The 25,240-nt window shown below is 72.2% G+C and carries 22 protein-coding genes and 1 pseudogene; 14 read left to right on the top strand and 9 right to left on the bottom strand.

The window, feature by feature from the left end:
• Positions 1-23: 23 nt before the first annotated feature.
• Positions 24-354: pseudogene (locus tag ABZ396_RS11215) on the top strand (steroid 3-ketoacyl-CoA thiolase); the annotation flags it as partial.
• 27 nt (positions 355-381) lie between these two features.
• Here ABZ396_RS11215 and ABZ396_RS11220 read toward each other — a convergent pair.
• Positions 382-2,421, bottom strand: coding sequence for a bifunctional glycosyltransferase 87/phosphatase PAP2 family protein (locus tag ABZ396_RS11220; RefSeq protein ID WP_358916470.1), 2,040 nt, complete (start codon positions 2,419-2,421; stop codon positions 382-384).
• Between the two features lie 414 nt (positions 2,422-2,835).
• Here ABZ396_RS11220 and ABZ396_RS11225 point away from each other — a divergent pair, with 414 nt between their 5' ends.
• Positions 2,836-4,179, top strand: a complete 1,344-nt coding sequence (locus tag ABZ396_RS11225; RefSeq protein WP_358916487.1) for an MFS transporter — start codon at positions 2,836-2,838, stop codon at positions 4,177-4,179.
• A gap of 552 nt (positions 4,180-4,731) precedes the next feature.
• Positions 4,732-5,403 carry an O-methyltransferase gene (locus ABZ396_RS11230; protein WP_358916472.1) on the top strand — a complete coding sequence of 224 codons (672 nt, stop codon included), beginning with the start codon at positions 4,732-4,734 and terminating at the stop codon, positions 5,401-5,403.
• Positions 5,404-5,616: 213 nt separating this feature from the next.
• On the opposite strand, the gene ABZ396_RS11235 is transcribed toward ABZ396_RS11230, so the two are convergent.
• On the bottom strand, positions 5,617-6,006 hold the full coding sequence (locus tag ABZ396_RS11235; protein ID WP_358926710.1) for a hypothetical protein: 390 nt from the start codon (positions 6,004-6,006) through the stop codon (positions 5,617-5,619).
• 91 nt (positions 6,007-6,097) lie between these two features.
• Here ABZ396_RS11235 and ABZ396_RS11240 point away from each other — a divergent pair, with 91 nt between their 5' ends.
• The gene (locus ABZ396_RS11240; protein ID WP_358926711.1) at positions 6,098-6,529 is read left to right on the top strand and encodes a DUF1992 domain-containing protein; all 432 of its coding nucleotides are present in this window, start codon (positions 6,098-6,100) and stop codon (positions 6,527-6,529) included.
• Here ABZ396_RS11240 and ABZ396_RS11245 read toward each other — a convergent pair.
• Positions 6,518-7,051, bottom strand: a complete 534-nt coding sequence (locus ABZ396_RS11245; RefSeq protein WP_358926712.1) for a hypothetical protein — start codon at positions 7,049-7,051, stop codon at positions 6,518-6,520. The genes ABZ396_RS11240 and ABZ396_RS11245 overlap by 12 nt on opposite strands.
• Before the next feature lie 5 nt (positions 7,052-7,056).
• The gene (locus tag ABZ396_RS11250; RefSeq protein ID WP_358926713.1) at positions 7,057-7,704 is read right to left on the bottom strand and encodes a hypothetical protein; all 648 of its coding nucleotides are present in this window, start codon (positions 7,702-7,704) and stop codon (positions 7,057-7,059) included.
• Positions 7,705-7,857: 153 nt separating this feature from the next.
• Here ABZ396_RS11250 and ABZ396_RS11255 point away from each other — a divergent pair, with 153 nt between their 5' ends.
• Positions 7,858-8,355, top strand: a complete 498-nt coding sequence (locus ABZ396_RS11255; protein WP_358926714.1) for a GNAT family N-acetyltransferase — start codon at positions 7,858-7,860, stop codon at positions 8,353-8,355.
• Here ABZ396_RS11255 and ABZ396_RS11260 read toward each other — a convergent pair.
• Positions 8,348-10,381, bottom strand: coding sequence for an MFS transporter (locus ABZ396_RS11260; protein WP_358926716.1), 2,034 nt, complete (start codon positions 10,379-10,381; stop codon positions 8,348-8,350). The two genes, ABZ396_RS11255 and ABZ396_RS11260, sit on opposite strands and share 8 nt — an antisense overlap.
• Positions 10,382-10,542: 161 nt before the next feature.
• Between ABZ396_RS11260 and ABZ396_RS11265 the strand changes: the two genes are divergently transcribed.
• Positions 10,543-11,472, top strand: a complete 930-nt coding sequence (locus ABZ396_RS11265) for a peptidoglycan-binding protein (protein WP_359184399.1) — start codon at positions 10,543-10,545, stop codon at positions 11,470-11,472.
• 91 nt (positions 11,473-11,563) lie between these two features.
• On the opposite strand, the gene ABZ396_RS11270 is transcribed toward ABZ396_RS11265, so the two are convergent.
• Entirely contained in the window at positions 11,564-12,235 is a 672-nt protein-coding gene (locus ABZ396_RS11270) for an HAD family hydrolase (protein WP_358919670.1), read from the bottom strand.
• Positions 12,236-12,455: 220 nt separating this feature from the next.
• Complete coding sequence (locus tag ABZ396_RS11275; protein ID WP_358919672.1) at positions 12,456-13,037, bottom strand: TMEM165/GDT1 family protein; 582 nt, start codon at positions 13,035-13,037, stop codon at positions 12,456-12,458.
• 423 nt (positions 13,038-13,460) lie between these two features.
• On the opposite strand from ABZ396_RS11275, the gene ABZ396_RS11280 reads away from it, so the two are divergent.
• From ABZ396_RS11280 to ABZ396_RS11295, 4 genes are all read left to right on the top strand, one after another.
• Positions 13,461-14,111 (top strand): HNH endonuclease family protein, encoded by a 651-nt coding sequence (locus ABZ396_RS11280; protein ID WP_358919674.1) that lies wholly within the window; start codon positions 13,461-13,463, stop codon positions 14,109-14,111.
• A 148-nt stretch (positions 14,112-14,259) separates the two neighbouring features.
• Positions 14,260-15,885, top strand: coding sequence for an alkaline phosphatase D family protein (locus tag ABZ396_RS11285; RefSeq protein ID WP_358919676.1), 1,626 nt, complete (start codon positions 14,260-14,262; stop codon positions 15,883-15,885).
• Positions 15,886-16,018: 133 nt separating this feature from the next.
• On the top strand, positions 16,019-17,917 hold the full coding sequence (locus ABZ396_RS11290; protein WP_358919678.1) for an FAD/NAD(P)-binding protein: 1,899 nt from the start codon (positions 16,019-16,021) through the stop codon (positions 17,915-17,917).
• Between the two features lie 156 nt (positions 17,918-18,073).
• Positions 18,074-18,637 carry a VTT domain-containing protein gene (locus ABZ396_RS11295; RefSeq protein WP_358919680.1) on the top strand — a complete coding sequence of 188 codons (564 nt, stop codon included), beginning with the start codon at positions 18,074-18,076 and terminating at the stop codon, positions 18,635-18,637.
• 34 nt (positions 18,638-18,671) lie between these two features.
• Here the strand turns inward: ABZ396_RS11295 and ABZ396_RS11300 are convergent, their stop codons facing one another.
• Positions 18,672-18,905: a DUF2277 domain-containing protein gene (locus ABZ396_RS11300; RefSeq protein ID WP_358919681.1), complete on the bottom strand. Its 234-nt coding sequence runs from the start codon at positions 18,903-18,905 to the stop codon at positions 18,672-18,674.
• A gap of 90 nt (positions 18,906-18,995) precedes the next feature.
• Between ABZ396_RS11300 and ABZ396_RS11305 the strand changes: the two genes are divergently transcribed.
• Entirely contained in the window at positions 18,996-19,961 is a 966-nt protein-coding gene (locus tag ABZ396_RS11305; RefSeq protein ID WP_358919683.1) for a 2-dehydropantoate 2-reductase, read from the top strand.
• A 205-nt stretch (positions 19,962-20,166) separates the two neighbouring features.
• Here ABZ396_RS11305 and ABZ396_RS11310 read toward each other — a convergent pair whose 3' ends face one another.
• Positions 20,167-20,739 (bottom strand): hypothetical protein, encoded by a 573-nt coding sequence (locus ABZ396_RS11310; RefSeq protein ID WP_358919685.1) that lies wholly within the window; start codon positions 20,737-20,739, stop codon positions 20,167-20,169.
• Between the two features lie 108 nt (positions 20,740-20,847).
• On the opposite strand from ABZ396_RS11310, the gene ABZ396_RS11315 reads away from it, so the two are divergent.
• The 3 genes from ABZ396_RS11315 to ABZ396_RS11325 all read left to right on the top strand — a co-directional run bounded on the left by ABZ396_RS11315 (position 20,848) and on the right by ABZ396_RS11325 (position 25,225).
• Complete coding sequence (locus ABZ396_RS11315) at positions 20,848-21,054, top strand: hypothetical protein (protein ID WP_358919687.1); 207 nt, start codon at positions 20,848-20,850, stop codon at positions 21,052-21,054.
• A gap of 319 nt (positions 21,055-21,373) precedes the next feature.
• Positions 21,374-22,684: a hydrolase gene (locus tag ABZ396_RS11320; RefSeq protein ID WP_358919689.1), complete on the top strand. Its 1,311-nt coding sequence runs from the start codon at positions 21,374-21,376 to the stop codon at positions 22,682-22,684.
• 288 nt (positions 22,685-22,972) lie between these two features.
• Positions 22,973-25,225 (top strand): cache and HAMP domain-containing protein, encoded by a 2,253-nt coding sequence (locus ABZ396_RS11325; protein ID WP_358919691.1) that lies wholly within the window; start codon positions 22,973-22,975, stop codon positions 25,223-25,225.
• Positions 25,226-25,240: the final 15 nt, after the last annotated feature.

Consider the following 25,240-nt stretch of genomic DNA (forward strand, 5'->3'; position numbering starts at 1 on the left):
GAGGCAGGAACGGGGCGTGGGGAGCCCAGGCCCTGGTCGGCGCCGACCCGCACTTCCACCTCGACGGCCCGATCAACGCGACCCGGGCCGTGCTCGGCAAGGCCGGCATGACCCTCAAGTACATCGACCTGGTCGAGATCAACGAGGCGTTCGCGTCGGTGGTGCTGAGCTGGGCCCCGGTCTTCGAGCAGCACCTGGACAAGGTCAACGTCAACGGCGGAGCCATCGCCCTCGGCCGCCCGGTGGGGGGCCACCGGCGCCCGCCTCATCACCACGGCCCTGCACGAACTGGAGCGCACGGACAAGGAGTTCGCGCTGGTCACGACGACCGGGACGATCGTTCAGCGGCTCTGAGGGGCGTCCACAGGGGCGGTGCGGGCGTCAGCCCGGCGCCGGTACCGCCGCCCGGTCCTGCTCGCTGACCGCCGCCGTCCGCACCGTCCGGGCCCGCGGGCCCTGGAGCAGGTAGCCGACGCCGAAGCCGGCGCCGATCACCGCCGCGCCGCCCACCGCGTCCAGGACCCAGTGGTTGCCGGTGGCGATGATCGCCGAGACCGTGAAGAGGGGGTGGAGCAGGCCGAGGGCCTTCATCCACCGCTTCGGGGCGACGACGGCGATCACGATCCCGCACCACAGCGACCAGCCGAAGTGCAGCGACGGCATCGCCGCGTACTGGTTGGTGAGCTGGGTGAGGGTGCCGTAGTCCGGCTGGTCGAAGTCCTGCGGGCCGTGGACCGTGTCGATGACGCCGAGGCCCGGCATCAGACGGGGCGGGGCCAGCGGGTAGAGCCAGAAGCCGATCAGGGCGAAGGCGGTGGCGAAGCCGAGGGCGGTGCGCGCCCAGCGGTAGTCGACCGGGCGGCGGACGCAGAGCACCGCGAGGACGGTCAGCGGGACGACGAAGTGGAAGGACTCGTAGTAGAAGTCGAAGAAGTCCCGCAGCAAGCCGGTGCCGTACACGGTGCGGTTGACCCAGTGCTCGATGTCGAGGTGCAGGAACCGCTCGATGCCGAGGATCTGGTGCCCGTGGTGCTCGGCCCGGGCCCTCCCGGAGGTGCCGTCCCCGTCCCCGGCGGCGGCGAGCCGGATCTGCTGGTAGGCGAAGTAGACGAGCCGTATCGCGACCAGTTCGAGGAAGAGGTTCGGCCGGGTCAGGACCCGGCGCAGCGAGGGGGTCAGCGGCACCCGGCGGAAGCGGGCCGGCACCGGCTCCGCGTAGTCCGTCGGTATCGGCCGGGCGAACTCCGCGGCGGCACGGGACAGGAAGGGCACGACCGTGGCCGCGGCCAGGGCGGCGAGCAGGACGGCGTTGTCGCGCACGGGGACGAAGAGGGACTTGTTCGGCAGCAGCGCCTTGGCGGGCAGCGTCATCACGAGGACGACCACGACCGGCCACACCGACCGGTCGGTGGCGCGCCGCCCGGCCCGGCCGGCCACCGCGAGCAGTACCCACAGCAGCTGGTGCTGCCAGGCGGCCGGCGACACCGCCACCATCGCGCAGCCGGTGATCGCGACCGCGAGCAGCAGTTGCCCGTCCCGGGCGTAGCGCACCGCGCGGCGCAGCGCGAGGACGGCCACGGTCGCGGCGAGCGCCAGGAACAGGACGATCTCCGGCGGGCCGCTCAGCCCGAACCGCAGCAGGGCGCCGTGCAGCGACTGGTTGGCGAGCGCGTCGGCCTTGCCACCGAGGCCGACGCCGGCCATGTGGTGGACCCAGTAGGTGTACGAGTCGTGCGGCATCGCCGCCCAGGCCAGCGCCGTGCACGCGGCGAAGGTGGCTCCGGTGGCGGCGGCGGCCCGGCGGCGGCCGGTGAACCACAGCAGCGGGGCGAACAGCAGCACGGCCGGCTGGAGGGCGGCGGCCAGGCCTATACAGAGCCCGCCGACCCGCTCCCCGCGCACGGCGAAGCAGCCGAGCAGCACCAGCAGGACCGGGATGATGCTGGTCTGGCCGAGCCAGAGGGTGTTGCGGACCGGCAGCGAGAGCATCAGCAGGCTGATGGCGACCGGCGCGGCCAGCAGTGAGGTCCGGCGGCTCACCGGCTGGGGCAGCGCCCGGGCGGCGACCAGGCCGAGGGCGACCACCAGCAGCAGCGTGCCGAAGGTCCAGCCCCAGCCGAGGGTCTGCTCGGCGGCCCTGGCGAGCGGCTTGAGCACCAGCCCGCCGAACGGGGAACCGGTGAACCGCGTCGAGTCGTACAGCGAGCCCTTGACGTGCAGCACGCCCTCAGGGCCGACCCAGGTCTCCAGATCCGTCAGCCGCTCCCCGCTCGGGCTGCTGAGGACGACGGCCAGCTGCCGTACGGCGAGGATCGCGGCCACCGCCCACAGACCGAGCCGGGCCATCCTGGTCCGTGTTCCGGGCTCCGTCCCTCCCCCGAACGCCTCCCCCGCCCTCCCGCTGCGCTCCACGTTCGCCACGCCCCGTCGGCCTCCCGCCCCGTCCCGCACACCGCTCGTCCGCTCTGAGAACCCTATGAGGCTCCCATCACCTTCGGAGACGGACGCAGGCAACCCCCTCTTCACCTGACGTCCGCGCGCTTTTCGCCTTTCGTCCGGAAGGCGACAGGGCACAGGGGGTGCGGTTGCCTCCGAAGAGCGCGACAAGGATCACAGTGCGCGGCCCGCACAAGGCCACGGGAGCGGGCAGACGTCCCTGCATACAACGCATTTAGCTGCACAGCGCACGCAAGTGCGTACGCGACGTAACGTGCCCAAGTGCTCCTATCGTCGCTTTTCGACCCGTCCGGCGCCGTACGGGCCGCGCCCTGTCCCCGTCGAAAGGTAGGCGAGCCCGTTTTGGCGACCGCCGCAGCCGTCACCCCGTCCGTCAAGATCCCCGGCCCCCGCACGGCCACCCGACCGCCGACCGTCACCGACCCCGCGCTGGTCAAGCGCGCCGTGAAGGCGGCCGCGCTCGGCAACGCCATGGAGTGGTTCGACTTCGGCGTCTACAGCTATATCGCGGTGACGCTGGGCAAGGTCTTCTTCCCGTCCGGCAACCCGACCGCCCAGTTGCTGTCCACGTTCGGAGCCTTCGCCGCGGCCTTCCTGGTCCGCCCGCTCGGCGGCATGGTCTTCGGCCCGCTCGGCGACCGCGTGGGCCGCCAGAAGGTCCTCGCCGTCACCATGATCATGATGGCGGCCGGCACCTTCGCCATCGGCCTGATCCCGTCGTACGCGACGATCGGCGTGGGCGCCCCGATCCTGCTCCTCGCCGCCCGCCTGGTGCAGGGCTTCTCGACCGGCGGCGAGTACGCGGGCGCGACCACGTTCATCGCCGAGTACGCGCCGGACAAGAAGCGCGGCTTTCTCGGCAGCTGGCTGGAGTTCGGCACGCTGGCGGGCTACATCGGCGGCGCGGGCCTGGTGACGCTGATGACGGCGCTGCTCAGCTCCGGCGATCTGACGTCCTGGGGCTGGCGCGTCCCGTTCCTGATCGCGGGCCCGATGGGCATCATCGGCCTGTATCTGCGGATGCGCCTGGAGGAGACCCCCGCGTTCGCCGCGGAGGTCGAGAAGTCCGAGCAGTCCCGCCCGAAGGTCCCCCTGCGCGAGATGATCACCGGCCAGTGGCGGGCCCTGCTGCTGTGCATGGCCCTGGTCCTGGTCTTCAACGTCACGGACTACATGCTGCTGTCGTACATGCCGAGCTATCTGACGAGCGAGCTGAAGTACGACGAGACGCACGGCCTGCTGGTCGTCCTCGGTGTGATGGCGCTGATGATGATCGTCCAGCCGTTCGCGGGAGCGCTGACCGACCGCATCGGCCGCCGCCCGGTGATCGCCGCGGGCTGCGCGGGCTTCCTGTTCCTCTCCGTGCCGGCCCTGCTCCTGATCCGCCAGGGCAGCCTACTCGCGGTCGGCCTCGGCATGAGTGCCCTGGGCCTCCTCCTGGTCTGCTTCACGGCGGCGATGCCGGCGGCCCTCCCGGCCCTGTTCCCGACCCGGGTCCGCTACGGCTCCCTGTCGATCGGCTTCAACGTCTCGGTGTCCCTGTTCGGCGGCACGACCCCGCTGGTGGTGACGGCCCTCATCGGAGCGACGGGCAACATGATGATGCCCGCGTACTACATGATGGGGGCGGCGATCATCGGGGGCTTCGCGGTCTGGCGCATGACGGAGACAGCGGGCAAGCCACTGCCGGGCTCGGCGGCCTCTGTAGAGGCGACGCGATAGGGCGCCCCGAAAGGGGCACGGGACGGTGTCCATGTGCGGCAGGTGAGCGCCCCGACAGGGGCGCGGGGCTGTGCCGATACGCGGCTCTGCCGCGTGGGCGCGCTCGGCCCCCACGCACCCGCAGCCAACCGCGCCCCCTCCCCGTCCCGCCCTCCGCTGTACCGTCTGTAGTCCTGATCCACGGATGGGCGGAGGCCATCGGTTCATGGTCGGGCGCGGACGCGTACTCGCGATCCTCCCAGGCCGTGCGACGCTCCCGCCGTCCGGTCGTACCGCCACCGCCGGCGCAGCCCCCGCCGCCACGTGCGGCGGGCAACCGTACGCATGTGTAGGTTTGGTGTTCGTGAAGCTGGTGGTGCAGGTCAGGCTCCTTCCGTCCGTACAGGCGGCGGCGCAGGCACCCTGGGGCCGGGCGCGAGCTCAACCGCATCCGCACCCGGGAACGCGCGCCGCTCCGCTGCAAGCCCGGGATCTTGCTCCAGGGTCGTTGACTAGTACTAAGCAGGTAGCTGTCAGGGGACGGTTACCGGATATGCGAAAGGCAGCGGAAGCATGAGCGGCTCTCAGCTCTGGGACGACGTCGACTTCTACTTCACCAGCCACCTCTCACCGGACGACGAGGCGCTCCAGGCGGCCCTGCGCGAGAGTGAGGCGAATGAGCTCCCGCACATCAACGTCACCGCCAACCAGGGCAAGCTGCTCCAGCTGCTCGCGCAGATCCAGGACGCCCGGAACATCCTGGAGATCGGCACCCTCGGCGGCTACAGCACCATCTGGCTGGCCCGCGCCCTGCCCGCCGACGGCAGACTGGTCTCGCTGGAGTACAGCGCCCGGCACGCCGAGGTCGCGGTCCGCAACATCGCCCGCGCCGGCCTGGAGAGGCTCGTGGAGGTGCGGGTCGGCCCCGCCCTGGAGTCGCTGCCCAAGCTCGCCGACGAGAACCCGGCCCCCTTCGACCTGGTCTTCATCGACGCCGACAAGGCCAACAACCCGCACTACGTCGAGTGGGCGCTCCGGCTCACCCGCACCGGCAGCCTGATCGTCGTCGACAACGTGGTGCGCGGCGGCCGGGTCGTCGACGCCGGGAGCAGCGAACCGGACGTGGTCGGCACCCGCGCCGCGATCGAGCTGATCGCCGCCCACCCGAGGCTGAGCGGCACGGCGATCCAGACGGTCGGCAGCAAGGGCTACGACGGCTTCGCCCTGGCCCGGGTGCTCGACTAGGGCCCGTTGCGAAAGTCCCGTCGTCCGCCCGGAGGGCGGGCCCCGCGGCGTCCGGTGCGTGCTCTGGGGGTCCCCCCGGCCGGAGGCTGGGGGAGTGCCGGGTGCAAGCCCTCGCACTGGACGTACTTGGGTTTGTGCCCGGTGCAGCGAGAGTGCGTGCCGGGCGTCGCGGGGCAGGCGGGACTCTCGCAACAGGCCCTTAAGGGGTGCTGCTCAAGCCTCGTGGTAGAAGCCCACGTTGACGCTGCGCGGGGCGGTGCGGTCCCGGACGACGATCTCGCCGGAGCCGCCCCGGGGCAGCGCGACCGTGCCGCCGTACCCGATGGCCTGGGCGTACCCCCCGACGGTGAGCAGTACCTCGGAGGACGGTTCGGCCTGGGAGCCGCGCAGCCAGGTGACCTGCCAGCTGCCCTCCGGCCCGCACAGGAACTCCAGGTGCACCCGGGAGACGAACAGCCAGTCGTCGGGCGTGCTGAGCCGGCAGACGGAGGCATCGCGGCCCATTCGCAGCACGGCGCCCGGTTCGCTGGGCGCGTCGGCCATGAGCATTCCGGCCGTCTCGCCCGCGTCCCCGGAAACGGAGGCCATGGTGAGTTCGAGCACGTGCGTTCCCCCTGCGCGGTTCCTGAATCGTTCCTGGATCTCCGGCGCATGATAAAACGACCGGCGGGGCGGCGTCCGGCACAATGAAGTCATGACCGAGCGAAAGCCACCCGGGGTGCCGTTCGAGTCCTGGGTCGACAAGCAGATCCGTGACGCGCAGCGGCGCGGCGACTTCGACCAACTCGCGGGCGCGGGCCATCCGCTGCCCGCGGGCCTGGACACGTCGTACGACGAACTGTGGTGGATCAAACGGAAGATGGCCCGGGAGGGCCTGGCCGTACTGCCTCCCGCGCTCGCGCTGCGCAAGGAGGCCGAGGACGCTCTGGCGGCCGCCTACGCGGCCCCCTCGGAGCGGATCGTCCGCAAGATCATCACGGACGTCAACGTGAAGATCCGGGACATGATGTTCAAGCCGCCGCCCGGCCCCCCGCTGGGCAAGAAGCCGTACGACGTCGAGGAGGTCGTACGCGAGTGGCGGGAGCGCCGGGCGGCGGCCGGGGCGGGACCGGACTCACATGTGTAGCAGCCGGTCCGCCAGTTCGCGGTAGTCGCGCAGGGCCAGCCGGAGCTGTTCGGTGTCGGCCGTGCCGGGGCGGTCCGCGGCGGTGGCCTGCCAGCTGCCGCGCAAGGTACGGCGTCGCCGGTCGACGGCGTCGATGAAGCGGGCGCTGATCTCCTCGACGGCCCGGTCGGCCTCCTCCACGGCCGCGCGCGGCTCGTCGACGAAACCGGTGACCGCGTGCTGGAGGCGCACCTCCAACTGGCCGCACTCCTCGGTCGGCATCAGCCGCTCGCCGCGGCCCGCGTCCCGCTCGTGGCCCGGACCCTCGCCGGCCACCGGCACGGCCTGCCCGGGCGCCTCCCGGTCGTCCGTACGCTCCGGTGCCATGGCCTGCCGGGACTCCTGCCCCGGAGTGACACCGCTGACGGAGGCGTCGCCCCAGTCGGTCGTCTTCTCCTCACGTCCCGGCATCGCTTCGCCGCCGGGATAAGCGTCTCCGCCGCCCACCGGCCCGCGCCCGGTTCCTGTCCTCGCGTCAGTCATGTCGGTCAGCTCTCCTTCGGGCGGCTACGGTCGGCGGACCAGGGCAGATGGCCGCCGGTGTCGGCACCGACACCGGCGCGGTGGCGGCCGGCCCCGCCGGACGACGAGGTGACCAGGTCGTCGAAGAGGGAGCGGGCCTCGAGCATGGCCGTCCGCATCTCCTCGGTGCCCGCCCGGGCCTGCGGGCCCCCGCCCATGGGCGCCTGGGCGACGCGGTGGACGCGGCGGTAGCCCTCGACGTGGTCGGCGTGGTGCACGGACAGCGCGGCGATCTGCTCCTCGTACTCGGCATGGGCCGGGAAGCCACGGGCGGCCGCGACTTCGGCGAGCAGCCGGTCGATCTCGGCCACGGACTCCCGGGGCGCGTCGACGAAGTGTTCCTGCGCGGTCGTCCAGCGGGCCGCGTAGCGTTCGCGCTCCGCCGGTTCCAGCGGGCGCTCGTGCAAGTCGCCGTGACGCTGCACCCGCTCGGTGAGCTCCCGCTCGGCCGCCTTCGTGTCGCCGCCGTGCTGGGCCACGACCCGCTCGTACTCGGGCCCGAAGCGCCGCTTCAGGCCGTGCGGGCTGCGGCTCCTGGAGCGCGCGGCCAGCAGGGCCGCGACGACGACCACGGCGGCCACGATCACAATCGCGATGATCAAGCCTGTGGACATGGTTGCCTTCCGGTGTCTCGGCCCGACGGGCCGGCTCGTCGTCCGGGTGACCCGCACGACGCCCCGCAAACGGCCCCGGACCACCGAGCCCGGCCGGGGTCACCCCCGAATCCGGTTGCGCGGACCACCCGGGTCCGCCCGAGACTGCGGTCCATGACGTCTTGGACCATCACCCCGGAACGCCCCGACTCGCCCGTCGCCGCCGCCCTGTGGCGGGCCTACTACACCGAGGTCAGTGACCGCTGGTACCTGCGCCACGAGGGCCGGCGCACCGACCCGGCCGAGCTGGACCGGGAGATCGCCGCCCGGCCGGGGACCGAACTCGCCCCGCCCGACGGCCGGTTGCTGATCGCACGGTACGACGGTGCGCCGGCCGGCAGCGCGGGCGTACGGCTCCTGGACGCGGCCACCGCCGAGCTCACCCGGGTCTTCGTGCACGAGGGGCTGCGCGGCAGGGGCGGCGCCGCGCTCCTCGTCCGGGCGGCCGAGGACGCGGCCCGCGCCCTCGGGGCCGGGCGGATCGTCCTGGACACGCGCACCGACCTGGTCGAGGCCCGCGCCCTGTACGCGCGGCTCGGCTACACCGAGACCGGGCCGCACAACGACGACATCTACGCCGAGCACTGGTTCCGCAAGGAACTCGTCAACTGATCCGCCCGGCCGCCGGGTTCTGCGGCTGCTCGCGCTCGGTGCCGCACATCTCGTCGGTCAGCTCCCGCACCAGCTGGTCCAGGTCGGTGGGCCGGTCCGGGCTCCACCAGTCGCCGAGCAGGTCGGCCAGCGACTCCTCACGGGCCCCGGCGAGCCGTTCGGCGACCTCGCGGCCCTGCTCGGTCAGGGTCAGGTCGAGGCCCATACGGTCGGCGAGGCGCCGCTCCTCCAGCTGGCGGGCGCCCTCCAGGACGACGGCCATCGGGACGGCTCCGCGCTCGGCGAGCCGTCCCGGCTCCACCGAGCCGTATCGGCGGATGCGCAGCAGCAGCCAGCCGGCCGCGGGCAGCAGGTCGACACCGGCCCGCTCGTTGATCTTCCGGTAGATCTCCCGGCGGCCCTCGCGGGTGCCGAGCAGCGACAGGGCCCGGCAGCACTCGTCGTACGACGACCGCTGCACCGGGTTGGGCGGGATGTTCTCCGACCCGTCCGGCGCGGTGACCGAGCCGCGCAGCCGGTCCTCCTTGAGGAACCAGGCAAGGACGAAGCCGAGGGCGGCCACCGGAGCGGCGTACAGGAAGACGTCCGTGATCGAGGACGCGTACGCGTGCAGGGCCGCCGGGCGCAGCGGGGGCGGCAGTTCGGCGATGCTGCGCGGGTCCGCCTTGAGGGCGTACGGAGTGACTCCGGGCGGGAGGCGGACGCCCTGGAAGGCGCCGGCCAGCTTGTCGCCGAGGCGGCTCGCGAAGACGGAGCCGAAGATGGCCACGCCGAAGGAGGCTCCGATGGAGCGGAAGAAGGTCGCGCCGGAGGTGGCGACGCCGAGATCCTCGTACGAGACGGAGTTCTGCACGATCAGCACCAGCACCTGCATGACCAGTCCGAGGCCCAGGCCGAAGACGAAGAAGCAGCTGCTCATCTCGATCGTCGAGCTGTGTTCGTCGAGCCGGTGGAGGAGCAGCAGGCCGAAGGCGGTGACGGCGGTGCCGGCGATCGGGAACACCTTCCAGCGGCCCGTATGGCTGACGATCTGGCCGGACAGGGTGGACGACAGCAGCAGGCCGATCACCATCGGCAGCATGTGCACACCCGACAGGGTCGGCGAGATGCCGTGCACGACCTGGAGGAAGGTCGGCAGATAGGTCATCGCGCCGAACATCGCGAAGCCGACGATGAAGCTGATCACGGCGGCGAGGGTGAAGGTGCGGATGCCGAAGAGCTTCAGCGGGAGCACGGGTTCGGCGGCCCGCCGCTCGACGGCCACGAAGGCGACGGCGAGGAGCACCCCGAGGACCGCGAGCCCGATGATCCGCGGCGACCCCCAGGGCCATATCGTCCCGCCCAGCGCGGCCACAAGCACCAGGCAGGTGGCGACGGCGGCGATCAGGAACGTGCCGAGATAGTCGATGACGTGGCGGGCGGTCCTGCGCGGTATGTGCAGCGCGGCGGCGATCACGGCGAGGGCGACGACGCCGACGGGCAGGTTGACGTAGAACACCCAGCGCCAGCTCAGATGCTCGGTGATCACCCCGCCGAGCAGCGGCCCCAGCACACTGGTCGCTCCGAAGACGGCACCGAACAGCCCCTGATAGCGCCCGCGTTCGCGCGGCGGCACGATGTCCCCCACGATCGCCATCGACAGCACCAGGAGTCCACCGCCGCCAAGCCCCTGCAGCGCGCGGAAGCCGATCAGCTCGCCCATGTTCTGGGCCATCCCGCACAGGGCCGACCCGACGAGAAAGATCACGATGGCTGTCTGGAAGAGCCTCTTGCGTCCGTACTGGTCACCGAGCTTGCCCCACAGCGGGGTGGCGGCCGTGGAGGCCAGCAGATAGGCGGTGACCACCCACGACAGGTGCTCCAGGCCGCCCAGGTCACTGACGATGGTCGGCAGAGCAGTCGACACGATCGTCTGGTCGAGTGCGGCCAGCAGGAGGCCCAGGAGCAGGGCACCGATCGGGACGAGCACATTGTTGGGGACGTGCTCCGCTTCCTTCGCGGTCGAGTGCGTCGTATCCAGGGCCATGAAGACCTCCCGGGTGCTTTCAGCCATCTTCCATCGTGGACGGTGTCACCCGGTATGGCCCGTCGAGCCCCCTTCGCACCCGCTGGAACAAGGGGATCCGGCGAATGTTCGTGTGGGTGTCCCGCATAATCTGTGGAGTTCATGAGGGGAGGGACGACGCCGTGACGGATTCGACCGGGGGCCACCGGTGCCCGGAGTGCGGGGCGCCGAGGGGGCAGGACAACACGCCCTCCTGCGACTGCACCCGGCGGGCGTCCGACGCGCTGCGCGACGCGCGTACGGCCGAGCAGGCGGCCGCGGAGGACTTCGATCCGCTGCGGATTCGGCCGTACGTCGACCTCGCCGGTGCCGGTGCGGGGGCCGACGGCGGGAAGACCGAGCCGCTGCCGGTGGCCCAGCCGGCGACCATGCCGTTGCGGGCGGTGCCGGAGCCGGCGGGCGCCGACGCGGAGCCCGGCGACGCGTACGGGACCTCTCCTGATCCGGGGGAATCCCGCCGGCGCCGCCCTCGGTGGGCCCTGGTCCTCTCGGTCGCCGGGGCGGTGATCGGGATCCTCGCGGTGGCCGGTTTCGCGAGCGGACTGTTCTCCCATGTGACGCCGACACGGGACGGGGCGGCGCCGGAGGACGTCCGTGAGAGCGTCCCTGACGTGACGCCGGGCGCGGGGTCGCCTTCGGCGGCGCCGGTGACCTCGCGAGCGCCGACGTCGGCCGTGCCGTCCGCGTCCGCCGGCGCGAGCGTGTCGCCCACGGCCCCGCCCTCCCGGACGGCGAGCGCGAGCGCGTCGCGCAGTGCGTCTCGCTCGGCCACGCCGACCCGGTCGGCGTCGGCGACCGGCACGGCCGCCTCCGCCCGGCCCACCTCGGCACCGGTCCTGCGCCCCGGCGCCGGCGGCGCCGAGGTGACGGAACTCCAGCTGCGGCTGGCGCAGGTGAACCTCTACTCGGGAAGGGCCGACGGTCACTACGACCGCAGGACCGAGGACGCGGTGCGGACGTACCAGCTGACGCGGGGGATCCTGACCGAGGAGTCGGGGGTGTACGGGACGGCTACGCGGGCGGCACTGGAGTCGGAGACGACGGAGCCGTAGGGGCCGCAGGGAGGGGCGGTCCCGGTCGTGGGTGAGTGCGGGCCCGTAGGGGCCGGTCGCGCAGTTCCCCGCGCCCCTTACGGGGGCTCGTTCAGCCGCGGGCGGTCGTGCCGACGTGCACCCGAAGCGTCCCGTCCGCCAGCGCCTCCACCCGTACCCCCGTCAGGTCCCGCACCACCGCATCCGGCCCGTGCGCTCCCGCCCGAGGCCCGACGCCCACTACCCGCATCCCCGCCGCACGGCCCGCCGTGATCCCCGCGCCCGAGTCCTCGAAGACCACACAGTCCGCCGGGGCGACACCCAGCTCGGCCGCCCCCTTCAGGAAGCCCTCGGGGTCCGGCTTGCTCGAGCCCACCGACTCCGCCGTGATCCGCACCGCCGGCAGCGGCAGCCCGGCCGCGGCCATCCGCGCCGTCGAGAGCGGTACGTCCGCCGAGGTCACCAGCGCATGCGGCAGCCCGCTCAGCGAGGCGAGGAAGGCCGCGGCGCCCGGGATCTCCACCACGCCGTCCATGTCGGCGGTCTCCTCGGCCAGCATCCGCGCGTTGTCCGCGAGGTTCTGCTCCATCGGCCGGTCCGGCAGCAGCACCGCCATGGACGCGTGCCCCTGGCGCCCGTGGACGACCTTCATGACCTCGTCGCCGTCCAGCCCGTGCCGCTCGGACCAGCGCCGCCAGATGCGTTCGACGACGGCGTCGGAGTTGACGAGGGTGCCGTCCATGTCGAGCAGGAGGGCGCGGGCGGTGAGGACGGTGGCCGTCATCGGGCAGCTCCTAAGCAGGCCGGGAAAAGCAGGCCGGAGACACAGGCGGGGAGTGACAAGCCTGGAGAAACGGGCCGGGAGAACAAGGCGGCCCCGCCCGCCGGTCAGGGAAAACGAGCGGGAGCCACTTTGTTTCTCTACGGTACAAAACGGGGGGCGATCCCGCCACCGCCTTCGCCGACCGTTCACCGACTCTTCAGCTCGCCGGGACGCCTCCGGCTCAGCCGGCGATCGCCTCCCACAGGCTCCACACGCCCAGCGCCAGCATCAGCACGGCCGCGATCTGCGTGATCAGCCGCAGCGGCACCTTCTTCATCAGCGCCTTGCCGCCCACGATGCCGAGTCCGGCCACGGCCCACAGGCCGAGCACCGCGCCGAGCCCCACGGACAGCGGGTCGCCGTACCGGGCCGCGAGGTTCGCCGTCATGATCTGCGTGAGGTCCCCGAACTCGGCGACGAAGATGAGCATGAACCCGGTGCCGGCGACCTTCCAGAAGGACTGGTCGGCAGGCTTGCGGACCTCCTCTTCCTCCTCCTCCCTCTTCAGGAGCAGCACGGCCGCGCCGCCGAGGAAGAGGACGCCGGTCAGGGCGTGCACGATCTGCTGCGGCAGCAGGGTCAGCACACTGCCGGCCGCGACGGCGAGCACGACATGGAGGAGGAAGGCCGCGGCGACGCCCGCGAAGACGTAGGACGCCCGGTAGCGCGTGCCCAGGACGAGGCCGGCGAGCGCGGTCTTGTCGGGCAGCTCGGCGAGGAAGATGACGCCGAAGACGAGCGCCGTCACGGTGATGCTGATCAAGGGTCCTCAATCGGTCGGGGCCGCCCCACCGAGAGTGCTGCACTTCGCGCGGAACACACGACACCTCGGCACGGCAGCACACATGGGTCACCCGTGCCGTCGTACGGCACAGGCGTGCACTGCTTGCCGAAGGTCTCGCTGGCGGCCTCGCGATCGAGGTCCGCCTCCGGGCGCCGGCTCAGACGGGCTGAGCAGTATGTCGACGGTCCGGCGAAGAGCTACTCCCCTTCAACGGCCACCACGGTACGTGACGACCACACCGATACCCAAGGCCGAGCGCCCCACCTGTGAGTAACGTCGCACACCTTGTTGTGTCATGAACGCGCCATTAGTTTCTTACCGCACGCTCACCCAGTGGCAACACGGTGGCGCGAGCATTCCCTCGCTCGCGCTCCAACACCCCACCCTCACCAGGGAGTTCGCATGGCTAGCTCAAAGCTCTACGCGCGTCGACGTGTCAGCATACTCGCGGCACTCATCGGCCTGATAGCCTCCGCCGCCCTCTTCAACTCCCCGAGCGCCTCCGCCGCCCTTCCCACCCCGGTCAGCGGCGCCACCGCCCGCAGCTACCTCGCCTCGCTCACCGTGGCCACCGAGAACCGCACCGGCTACTCCCGGAGCCTGTTCCCGACCTGGAACACCATCAGCGGCACCTGCAACACCCGTGAGTACATCCTCAAGCGGGACGGTTCGAACGTCGTCACCGACTCCGCCTGCGCCGCCACCAGCGGCAGCTGGTACTCCCCGTACGACGGCGCCACCTGGACCGCCGCCTCCGACGTCGACATCGACCACCTGGTCCCGCTCGCCGAGGCCTGGGACTCCGGCGCCGGCAAGTGGACCACCGCCCAGCGCCAGGCCTTCGCCAACGACATCACCCGCCCGCAGCTCCTCGCCGTCACGGACAACGTGAACCAGTCCAAGAGCGACCAGGACCCGGCCACCTGGATGCCGCCGCTCACGTCCTACCGCTGCACCTACGTCCGCGCCTGGGTCCAGGTGAAGTACTACTACAACCTCTCGGTCGACTCCGCCGAGAAGAGCGCGCTCACCAGCTACCTCTCCGGCTGCTGACCCACCCGGCGGACAGAAGGTCCCGCTTCCCCCGCATTCCGGCCACGCTTCGCTCCGATTCCTGCGTCGGAACCTCCCCGCTGACCTCCGTCGTTCCGTACCGTACGGGGCGACGGAGGCGAACCGACCGAGAAAGAGGCGGGCGAACGTGGCCGGACTGCGCCTGGGACCACTGCTGAGGTACACCGACGGCTCGTCGGCGACCGTCTGGGTCGAGACGAGCCGTCCGTGTACCGCCGAGGTGCGCTGCGCGGACGGCGCGGGCGGCACCACGCCCACCTTCCAGGTGGCGGGCCACCACTACGCCCTGATCCCGGTCACCGGGCTGACTCCGGGGACCTCGACGTCGTACGACGTCCTCCTGGACGGCACGCGTGTGTGGCCGTTGCCGGACTCCCGTTTCCCGCCCTCGGCGATACGCGTCCCCGCCGAGGACGACGGCCTGCGGGTGACCTTCGGCTCCTGCCGCTGGGCCGCTCCCCCGGCCGACGGCCACGACCCGGTCGGCCCCGACGCCCTGGACAGCCTGGCCGCACGCGTCGCCGCCGGCGGTGAACGGCCCGACGTGCTGCTGCTGTTGGGCGACCAGGTGTACGCCGACGAGACCTCGGCGGCGACCCGGCGCTGGCTGGCCGCCCGCCGCGACCTGTCCGACGCGCCCGGCGCCGAGGTCGCGGACTACGAGGAGTACACCCGCCTCTACTACGAGTCCTGGCTCGATCCCGAGGTGCGCTGGCTGCTGTCCACCGTGCCCAGTTGCATGATCTTCGACGACCACGACGTCATAGACGACTGGAACACCTCCGCCGCCTGGCTGGCCGACATGCGGGCGACACCCTGGTGGCAGGAGCGGCTGCTGAGCGGGCTGATGTCGTACTGGGTGCACCAGCACCTGGGGAACCTCTCCCCGGCCGAACTGGCCGCCGACCCGCTCTACACGGCCGTGTGCGACTCCCCCGACGGCACCGACGAGTTGCGCGCCTTCGCCGCCAAGGCCGAGGCCGACCCGGCCTCGGTGCGATGGAGTTACCGGCGCGACTTCGGGCGGGTGCGGCTGCTGATGGTGGACAGCCGGGCGGGGCGGGTGCTGGACGAGCGGAACCGTTCCATGCTCGATGCCGGCGAGGCCGAGTGGCTGCGCGAACAGGCACTGGCGGACCGGGAGTCGTACGACCATCTCCTGGTCGGCACCTCGCTGCCCTGGCTGCTGCCGCACCTCATACATGACCTGGAGGCCTGGGACTCGGCGCTGTGCCGGGGCGAACGGGGCACCCGCTGGGCGGAGTTCGGGGAGCGGCTGCGCCGCGTGGCCGACCTGGAGCACTGGGCGGCCTTCCCTGCCTCCTTCGCCGAACTGGCCGGCCTGATCGCCCGCACCGGCTCGGGCCCCGAGGCGCCCGCGTCCATCTGTGTGCTCTCCGGGGACGTCCATCACGCGTACGTCGCCGAGCCCGCGTGGCCGGCCGGTACCGCGCCCACCTCTCGTGTGCTGCAACTCACCTGCTCGCCCGTCCACAACTCCGTGCCGCCGACGATCCGGGTCGGTTTCCGGTTCGGCTGGAGCGCCCTGGGCCGGTTCCTCGGGCGGCGGTTCGCCCGGCACGGACGCTGTGCGCGACCGCCGGTGACATGGCGGAAGACAGGCGGGCCGTGGTTCGGCAACCAGCTGATGACGCTGACCCTGCGGGGCCGCTCGGCCCGGCTGCGGCTGGAGCGAGCCCGGGGGAACGGGACCCTGGAGACCGTGGAGGAGTCCACCCTCACCACCTCATGAGGGACATCTGGGGCGAGTGGGACCCGCGTTGGTTTCTGTTAAGCGCGACGGCATGATGAGGCGGGCCGTCCGCTTCCCGATCCCGCGGGCGGTGTTCCTGCCAAGCGCCCCCACACGCCCGGGAGTCACGTCCTTGTCCTCCTCGCCCCAGGAATCCGCCCGGGTCGCCGTCGCCCTGGTCGGTGCCGGCCCGCGTGGTACCAGCGTCCTGGAACGCCTCTGTGCCTCCGCACCCGAGCTGCTGCCCCCGGGGGCGCACCTCACGGTCCATGTGATCGACCCGGCACCACCGGGCCCGGGCCGGGTCTGGCGTACGACGCAGTCGGCGGAGCTGCTGATGAACACCGTGGCCAGCCAGGTCACCCTGTTCACCGACGACAGCGTGGACTGCTCGGGCCCCATACTGCCCGGCCCCAGCCTGCACGAGTGGGCGGCCGGCGAGCTGGGCCCCGACGACTACCCGACCCGCGCCCACTACGGCCGCTACCTGGAGTGGGTGTTCGCCAGGACGGTCTCCGGGGCACCGGAGGCGGTCCGCGTCGAGACGCACCGCGCCCGTGCCGTACGGCTCGCCGACGACCCCGACGGCCGCCAGACGCTCACCCTCGAGGACGGCCGCACCCTGCCCGGCCTGGCCGCGGTGGTGCTGGCCCAGGGCCATCTCCCGGCGACGGCGTCCCCCGAGGACCGCGGCCACCGCGCACACGCCGCCCGGCACGGACTGCGCCACATACCGCCCGCCAACCCGGCCGATGTCGATCTCACCCCGATCGCACCCGGCGAACCGGTGCTGCTGCGCGGCCTCGGCCTGAACTTCTTCGACCACCTTGCCCTGCTCACCACCGGCCGGGGCGGCCGTTTCGCCCGCACGCCGGCCGGCGGCCTGCGCTACACGCCCTCCGGCCGCGAGCCCCGCCTGTACGCGGGGTCCCGGCGGGGCGTCCCGTACCAGGCGCGCGGCGACAACGCCAAGGGCCCCTACGGCCGTCACACCCCGCTTCTGCTCACCCCCGAGGTGATCGCGGGCCTGCGCAAAAGCGCGGACTCCGGCGAGGCACCCGACTTCCTCGCGGAGGTCTGGCCACTGGTGGCGAAGGAGGTGGAGACGGTCTACTACACGGCCCTGACCTGCGACCCGGACCTCACCGAGCGCTTCCTCGCGGCCGACGGCCGGCGCCAGGAGACGGCCGTACTCGACGAGTCCGGCGTCCCGGAGGCCGACCGCTGGTCCTGGGAGCGCCTCCAGCGCCCTTACAGGGAACGGGAGTTCGCCGATGTGACGGACTGGCGCGACTGGCTCCTCGGCCACCTCCGCGAGGACGCGGCACAGGCCGCTCTCGGCAATGTCCACGGCCCGCTCAAGGCGGCCCTGGACGTGCTGCGCGACCTGCGCAACGAGATACGCCTGGTCGTCGACCACGGCGGCCTGAGCGGCGCCTCCCGGCGGGCCCACCTGGACGGCTGGTACACCCCGCTCAACGCGTTCCTGTCCATCGGGCCGCCCCGCCGGCGTGTCGAGGAGCTGACCGCGCTGCTGGAGGCGGGCGTGGTGGAGGTGCTGGGCCCCGGTCTTGAGGTGGGCCGGGAGGACGGCGCGTGGGTGGCGCGCTCGCCGGAGGTCCCCGGCTCGGCGGTCCGTGTGACAACGCTCATAGAGGCCCGCCTCCCGGAGCCGGATCTGCGCCGTACCGCCGACGAGTTGCTGGCCGGGCTGCTGCACGAGGGCGCGTGCCGCCCGCACCGGGTGGACGGTCACGAGACCGGGGGTCTGGATGTGACACCGCGCCCGTACCGGCTGATCGACCGTCAAGGCCGGCCGCACCCGAGGCGGTTCGCCGTCGGAGTGCCCACGGAGGGCGTGCACTGGGTGACCGCGGCGGGGGCCCGGCCGGGCGTGGACTCGGTGACGCTGTCGGACGCCGACGCGGTCGCACGGGCGGTACTCCGGACGGCCGCCACCGAGGCCGGGGAGCAGCCGGAAGCGGAGCGGCCGGCGCAGGCCACCGAACAGGACACGCCGGTGGCCGCGTGATCCTTTGCGGATGTCGCGAACCCCCCGTGAAACTCCTGTCACACCCCCTGCGTACGCTGTATGGCTGTCGTCGGGGGGGCGCACCAGGTCAATCACGGGGGAACCGTTGTGTGGGAAAGCATGGGGTCACTGGAGGCCGGGCCATGGATATACGCCATGGTGACCCTCTCCGTGCTGCTTGATGTGTTCCTGCCGGTCCTGCCCAGCGGTGTGCTGGTCATCACCGCGGCCACAGCAGCGGCGGCGGGCACCGGGGCGTCGCCCGGGCACGTCCCGCACGTCCTGCCCGACATCCTCGCGCTGACCTTCTGCGCCGCCGCCGCGTCGGTCCTCGGCGATCTGGTCGCCTACCGGCTGGCCCGGCGCGGCGGGGCCCGCCTGGACCGTGCGATCGCCCGCTCCCGACGGCTGAGCAACGCGCAGGAACATCTCGGCGATGCCCTGACACGGGGCGGCGGCGCCCTGGTGGTACTGGCCCGCTTCGCCCCGGCCGGACGCTCGGTCGTCTCCCTGTGCGCCGGCGCGACCCACCGCCGCGTCCGCGACTTCCTCCCCTGGTCCGCCCTGGCAGGCCTGACCTGGGCGGTCTACAGCGTCGCCCTCGGCTACCTGGGCGCCCAGTGGCTGGGCGCGACCTGGGTGGCGACGGCGGTGTCGGTGGTGGCGCTGTTCGGGGCGGGAGCGGGAGCGGGGTACCTGATGCGAAGACGCCCCGCCTGATTCATCAGCGGGCAGCCATGGCGGACAGCCAGCCTCAGCCGGCGGCTTCCCGCACAGCCTGCCCCCGCACCTCCAACCCCCCGAGCAGTTCGGCGGTGGCCTGCGCCACCGCCTCCACCGCCCGCTCGAACACCTCCCGATTGTGCGCGGCCGGCGCCCGGAACCCGGACACCTTCCGCACGTACTGCAACGCGGCAGCACGGATCTCCTCCTCGGTGGCCTCCTCGGCCAGCTGAGGCGGACGCAGGGTCTTGATACTCCGGCACATGTCCCCAGTCTCCCGCAGCCCCGTCCCTCCTGCGAGGATCGTTCCGAGGCGGCCACCGCTCCCGGGGCCGACCGACGAGAGGACAGCCCCATGACGAACGCGTCGAACACGCCGAACACCCCGGATGTCCCGGACAGCCCGGGTGTTCCGAACGCACCCGGTCCCCGGCTCACCGTCGCCGTCCTCGGCCCCGGCGGCGTGGGCGGCCTGCTCGCGGCCCTGCTCTCCCGCTCCGGCCACCGCGTCCTGTGCCTGGCCGGCGAGGAGACGGCCCACACCCTCCGTACCGCCGGAATCCAGGTCCGCAGCACCGTGTTCGGCGACTTCACCGCCCCCGTGGACGCCGACACGGCCCTGCGCGAACCGGTCGACGCCTGCCTGATCACCGTCAAGGCCACCGCCCTGGACGCGGCCCTGACCCGGATCCCGCCCACGGCCCTCGGCGACGCCCTCCTCGTGCCGTTCCTGAACGGCGTGGAGCACCCGGCGCTGCTGCGCGCCCGCTACGCCCCCGACCGCGTGGCCCCCTCGGTGATCCGCGTCGAGTCGACCCGCCCGGCCCCCGGACTGGTCGAACACACCAGCCCCTTCGCGGAGATCGACCTGACCGGCGCCAAGGTCCCCCGCCCCCGTCTGGAGGCCCTGGCCGGAGCCCTCACCGCGGCCGGGCCGGTCACCCGCGTCCTGGACGACGAGACCACGGCCCTCTGGGCGAAGATGTCGTTCCTCGCGCCCTTCGCCCTGCTCACCACTCGCTACGGCCTCCCCCTCGGCGAGACCCGCACCCGGCACCGGGAGGAACTGGCCTCGCTCGTCGCGGAGACGGCCGCGGTCAGCCGCGCCTGCGGCGCCCCGGTCGACCCGGCGCAGGCCCTGGCCCGCTACGACGCCTTCCCGCCCGCCGCCAAGTCCTCCATGCAACGCGACGCGGAGGCGGGCCGCCCCCTCGAACTCGACGCGATCGGGGGTGCGTTGCTGCGGGCGGCGGACCGCCATGGCGTACCGGTGCCGGTGACGGCCCGGATCGTGCGGGAGTTGCGCGAAGCCGGACGCTAGGCGCTTCGCTGTAAGCGCCGTGACGTGCCGTGTTCGGCTGCGGCACCGTCGTGGCTGGTCGCTCCCCCACTCTCGGCTTCGCTCGAGCGGGGGGACCCCCGTCGCGGCGCAGAGCAGCCGACGCAGGCGTGAGGCAGCCGCATACTGACGCAGCCCCGCGCCCCGTTAGGGCGCATCGAACCGCCGCCGACTTCGCTCGACCCGCTCAGCGGGTGTCCCGTCCGGGGGTGCGGGCGGCGGCGACGAAGGCGGCCATCCGCTCGCGGCTCTTGACCCCCGGCGCGGTCTCGACGCTGCTGGAGACGTCGACGCCGTAGGGGCCGAAGGCCTCGATGACACCGGCCACGTTGTGTTCGTCGAGCCCGCCGGCGATGACGACCCTTCCGGGCACGTCCGCGACCCAGGCGGGGATGTCGGCGATCACCCCGCTGCCCGCGCTGGCGTCGTAGAAGAAGTACTGCAGGGCCTCCGGCCGCTCGGGCGGGGTGCCGGAGGCGAGGGCGAGGTTCGGGATGTCTGCGGTCTCGTAGATCTGGACGGTGTCGACGTGCGCGGCGACCTCGGCCGTCTCGGCGTGGGTCAGGGCCACGGCGAAGACCGGGATCCGCCCGCGGGCGTACCCGGCGAGTTCCACGGCCCGCTCGGGCGGGCAGTACCGCTTGCTCTTCGGGGTCACGACGATCCCGATCGCGTCGTACCCGAGTTCGACGGCCCAGTCGATCTGCTGCTCCTGGGTGAGCCCGCACACCTTCACGAATGTCGACTGCCGCCCGCTCATCCTGTCCCTGCTCCGTCCTCCCGCCCAGCGGGAATGCGATCGTGCCGTCCAGGCTCTCATTTCCGGGCCGGGGGGGCGCTGTCAGTGGTGGCTGGCAGGATCGCCCGCATGACGGACACGAGCGAGGACTGGCGGGCTCTCCTGGCGCGGTGGAGCCAGGAGTGGGCGGACGCGCGGGACCAGGACCCGCAGGAGGAAGAGCGGCCCGCGCGGGACGAGGAGCCGTTGCGGACGCGGTGGCTGGGCTTCCCGACGGGCGCCGAGCGCGCGCCGGAGATCTCCGGGCAGGCGAGGCCCCTTCTCGGAAGACGGTGACTTCTGGTGCGGCGGCGGCACCGCTAACGGTTTGCGGCCGCAACAGCACCTCAAAGTATCGCCCTCTCCGCAGAGCGGCCCTGCGTAAACGGCCTCCTGGCGGCACGGGTCTTCCGGGCCCCACGTTCCGTGCCCTCTGCGAGTCAACCTGCCGCCGAGCGCCTCGACATGACGCGTACTCTCCAGCCGCACCACCCGGGGCGCGCGGGTCCGTCGGCCGCTGTCGCGGTACGGTGTGCGGCAGTCGATCGCCTGTTCTGTGATCGCTGACCAACAAGGGGGTTTCATGAATCACCGCCGCCCGCGCCACCGTCGCAGAATGGTCGCCATAGCGGTCGGTTCGGCAGGTGCGCTGGCCGTCGCGCTGGGTGTGGGGCTGACGTCGGCGATGGCCACCGGGAAGACGTCCGACAAACCTGCGGCCACCGGGATCTCGTCCGACCAGAACACGCCCTGGGCGCCCGAGAACGACGAGGCACCGCTGGGCCACCACAAGGCCGTACGCCCTGAGGTCCTCGCGGCCGGCCGCACAGCCTCGACCAGTCTGCAGCTCAAGATGCCCGCTCCGAGCGGGAAGTACAGCGTGGGCATGGTCGGCCTGCACCTCGTCGACAAGTCCCGTACGGATCCGTACGTGTCCGGCAGCAGGTCTCGCGAGTTGATGGTGTCGCTCTGGTACCCGGCCACCGCCACGTCCGGGCACTATCAGGCGCCGTGGATGCCGTCGATCTCCGGCGCCCACTTCCTGGCGACGCGCGGGCTGTCGTCGCAGCTGGTGACCCTGCCGACCACGGCTGGTCATGTTCTCGCCCCGGTGAACACCAAGCTCGGCAAGCTGCCCGTCCTGCTGTACTCGACCGGGCTGCACTCGGACCGCGCGATGGGTACCGCCCTCGTCCAGGATCTCGCCAGCCGCGGCTACCTCGTCGTCACCGTCGACCACACCCACGACGCCAACGAGGTGCAGTTCCCCGGCAACCGGCTCGAGGTCAACACGATGCCGGCGGGCGCCCACTCCTCCGACACGCTCAAGGTGCGCGCGGCCGACATCAAGTTCGTCATCAACCAGCTCAGCACGCTCAGCAAGGGCGGCAACCCGGACGCCGGCAAGGCCACGCTCCCTTCCGGGCTGACGAAGTCGGTCGACGTGTCCCGAATCGGGATGTTCGGCTGGTCGCTGGGCGGCGCCGCGGTCGACACCGCCATGCAGCTCGACAGCCGTATCGACGCCGGTGCCAACCTGGACGGCCAGTTCTTCGGGACGGCTCCGAGCAAGGACCTGAACCGCCCCTTCATGCTCTTCAGCTCCGGCGGCCACAACCGCAACAACGACTCGTCGTGGCGCACGCTGTGGTCGCACCTGAAGGGATACAAGGTCGACATCAAGCTCAAGGGCGCGGCACACCTGTCCTTCAGCGACAACGAGTGGATGGTGCCCCAGGAAGCACGCCTGCTCGGGCTCTCCCAGGCGCAGCTCCAGCAGCAGTACGGCACGATCGACCCGAACCGCGCGATCGCGGTCCAGCGCGTCCATCTCGCGGCCTTCTTCGACCAGGAGTTGCGCAAGCAGCACAGCACCCTGCTCGACGGATCCAACAGCAAGTACCCGGAGATCTCTTTCGTCCGCTGATCGGACAGCTGACCGGACATCCGAAGGGCGGGTCCTGCTCGCGGGTCCGCCCTTCGGCTCGTCGGGGGCCCGCATCCGTCGACCGTCGCCCGGTGGCCGGTTCACACGTACGAAACAGGCATGAAAATGTGATGGTTATGTCATCACATGAAGCTAGCGTGTTTGCCCTGTAGAACATTCGGGCGCTCGGCGCCAATTGAGGAAGGAACCGCTACCCTGCCCTCCGCAGCCCGGGCGCCGCGCCGACACCGCATCCGCCGCCGCGCCGATATGCCGATGCTTGGCGGGGTGCGCCCGCCGATCGCCTCACTCGTCGTATTCCTGCTGGTGGTCGCCGCCCTGACCATCATCGGCCTGGACGGCATCCACGTCACGCGTGTGCCGCAGGCCGTGTTGGACGGGGAGCAGCAGATCGCCGCGGATACCTCGCTGTCGTTGCGCACTACGATCGACGTCGAGGCGAGCACGGTGCGCCGTACGGCCGACGCGTACCCGGCGACGAGCACATCGACCCCCGCGACCGCGCTCAAAGCACTGACTTCTGCCCGGAAGGCGGTCCTCGGCAGTGCGCTGCTCGAGCCGCACACCGGCAAACTGCTGGCGGCCGGCGGCAAGACGGTGCCGCCGGCCGGGGTGGCCGTCGCCAGGACGGCGTCCGGGCACGGGGCGATCCCGCCCCGGCTGGTGACGTCGGGCGGCACGCGGCAACTGCTGTACTTCGCCAGGGTCACGCTGCCCGCGCAGCAGGAGGACACCAACCAGGACCAGAACCAGGTCCCGGGCCCGACCGAACGGCAGTGGCTGCTGGTGGTCTCCGAGGCGCTCCCCGCCCCCACGGTGTACGGCGACGGACGCACCGCCGAAGTGCTGGACGCGAGCGGCTCCACGCTCGCCACCACGTCCCACGGCACGGCGTCGCCGGCCGCCGCCGACAGCGGTCTGCCCTCGGCGGCGACCCGCGCTGCGAAGGGGTCGGCGAGCGACACCGACGCCTCGGGAAGCCTGCTGGGCGCCACTACGGGCAGCCGGCACACGGTGGCCGGCTGGGCCCAGGTCGCTTCGACGACCGGTCCGGGCGACACCGACGCCCTCGGTCTGGTGGTGCTCACCTTCCGCGCGGTGCCCGCCACGAGAACCGCCGTCGACTTCTCGGGCTTCGGGCTCCAGGCAGCGGGGGCGCTGGCCGTGCTCGCGCTGCTGCTCGGGCTTGCTCTACTGCACTCCCTGCAGCGGCCGCTGCTGCGGCTGTACCTGTCCGCCGGCCGCCTGGCGCGGGGCGCGACAGAGGACGGGCCGACCGCGTGGGAGGAGCTGTCCCGGCCGGTTCCGGTGCATGGCTTCGGAGAACTGGCCCGGATCGGGCGGGCACTGGAGTCACTGCGCCGGCAACTGCTCGGCGAGAGCGGCCCGCAGGAGTTCCCGGCCCGGCGCGGACCGGGCTACCGGGCGCTGGCCGTGGTCGGCGTGCTGGTGGTGGCCTGCTGGGCGGTACCGATGATCTTTGTGCTGAACCGGGCGGACACCGCGACCGCGGTTCCGGCTTCGGTCCTCGCCGTCCAGCAGACGCGCACCGAGATCGCGTCGAACCGGATCCGGCAGTCCCTCGACCAGTTGTACACCGACCTGAGTGACGCGGCCGCAGCTCTGCCGGGAAGCAGCCGGGCCGCCCAGACCGAGGTTCTGCGGCGCACCCTCGCCGACCACAAGCAGTACCGCTCGCTGTATCTCCTGGACCGCTCGGGCGGCATCACGCTGCGCGTGGGCGACACACCGCTGCGCACCATCGTCCACGTGCCCGGCGGCGGCGGGATCACCACCGTCAACACCTCGGGCCGGATCCCGGCGATCGCCGCCTACGCCCAGGTCCGGGCCGCCAAGGGCAAGGCCCTGGCGGCCGGGGTGGTCCTGTTCGGCGAGATCGACGTGAAGTCGCTCAACTCCATTCTGGCCAGGCCGAAGCTGGGCAGCGTCTGGGTGACGGACGGCGACGACAAGGTGCTGGCGGCGAGCGTCGGCTACCGCGCCTTCCAGTCGCTGCCCGACTCCGGCCTGAGCCGTCTCGCCCGCGCCACCCAGGGCGCCCCGGGGACCGCGGGCACCGCGACCTCGCGGGTGCTCCGCACGTCCTCCGGCCCATCGGTCGACGCCGCCGCGCCGCTGGCGCAGAGCGGCCCGACGGCCCGCCTCGGCTGGCACGTGGTGACCGCGGAACCCGCGGCAGCCCTCCAGATTCCTGCGGTGCAGGCCGAGCAGCGCACCATGCTCGCAGGGATCCTGGGCCTCACCCTGGGTGCGACCTGCCTGGGCTGGCTGCACGTCGTGGTGATCCGGCCGCTGCGCTCGGTCGCGGTGCTCGTCGAGCGGCTCGCCGGCGGAGACCGCCGCACCGTGCTGCACCCGGTCAACCACGACGAGGTCGGCTCGGTCACCCGCAGCCTGGAACTGATGCGCCAGGGCCTGGCGGAACGCGACCGGGCGGCCAGATCCGGCCACGCCGCCGGACCCTCCCCGTCCCCGCGTCAGACCACCCTCCAGCGGTAGAAGGACGGAATCGGC

The sequence above is a fragment of the Streptomyces sp. NPDC005866 genome, from assembly GCF_040629895.1.
In the GTDB taxonomy this organism is placed as follows: domain Bacteria; phylum Actinomycetota; class Actinomycetes; order Streptomycetales; family Streptomycetaceae; genus Streptomyces.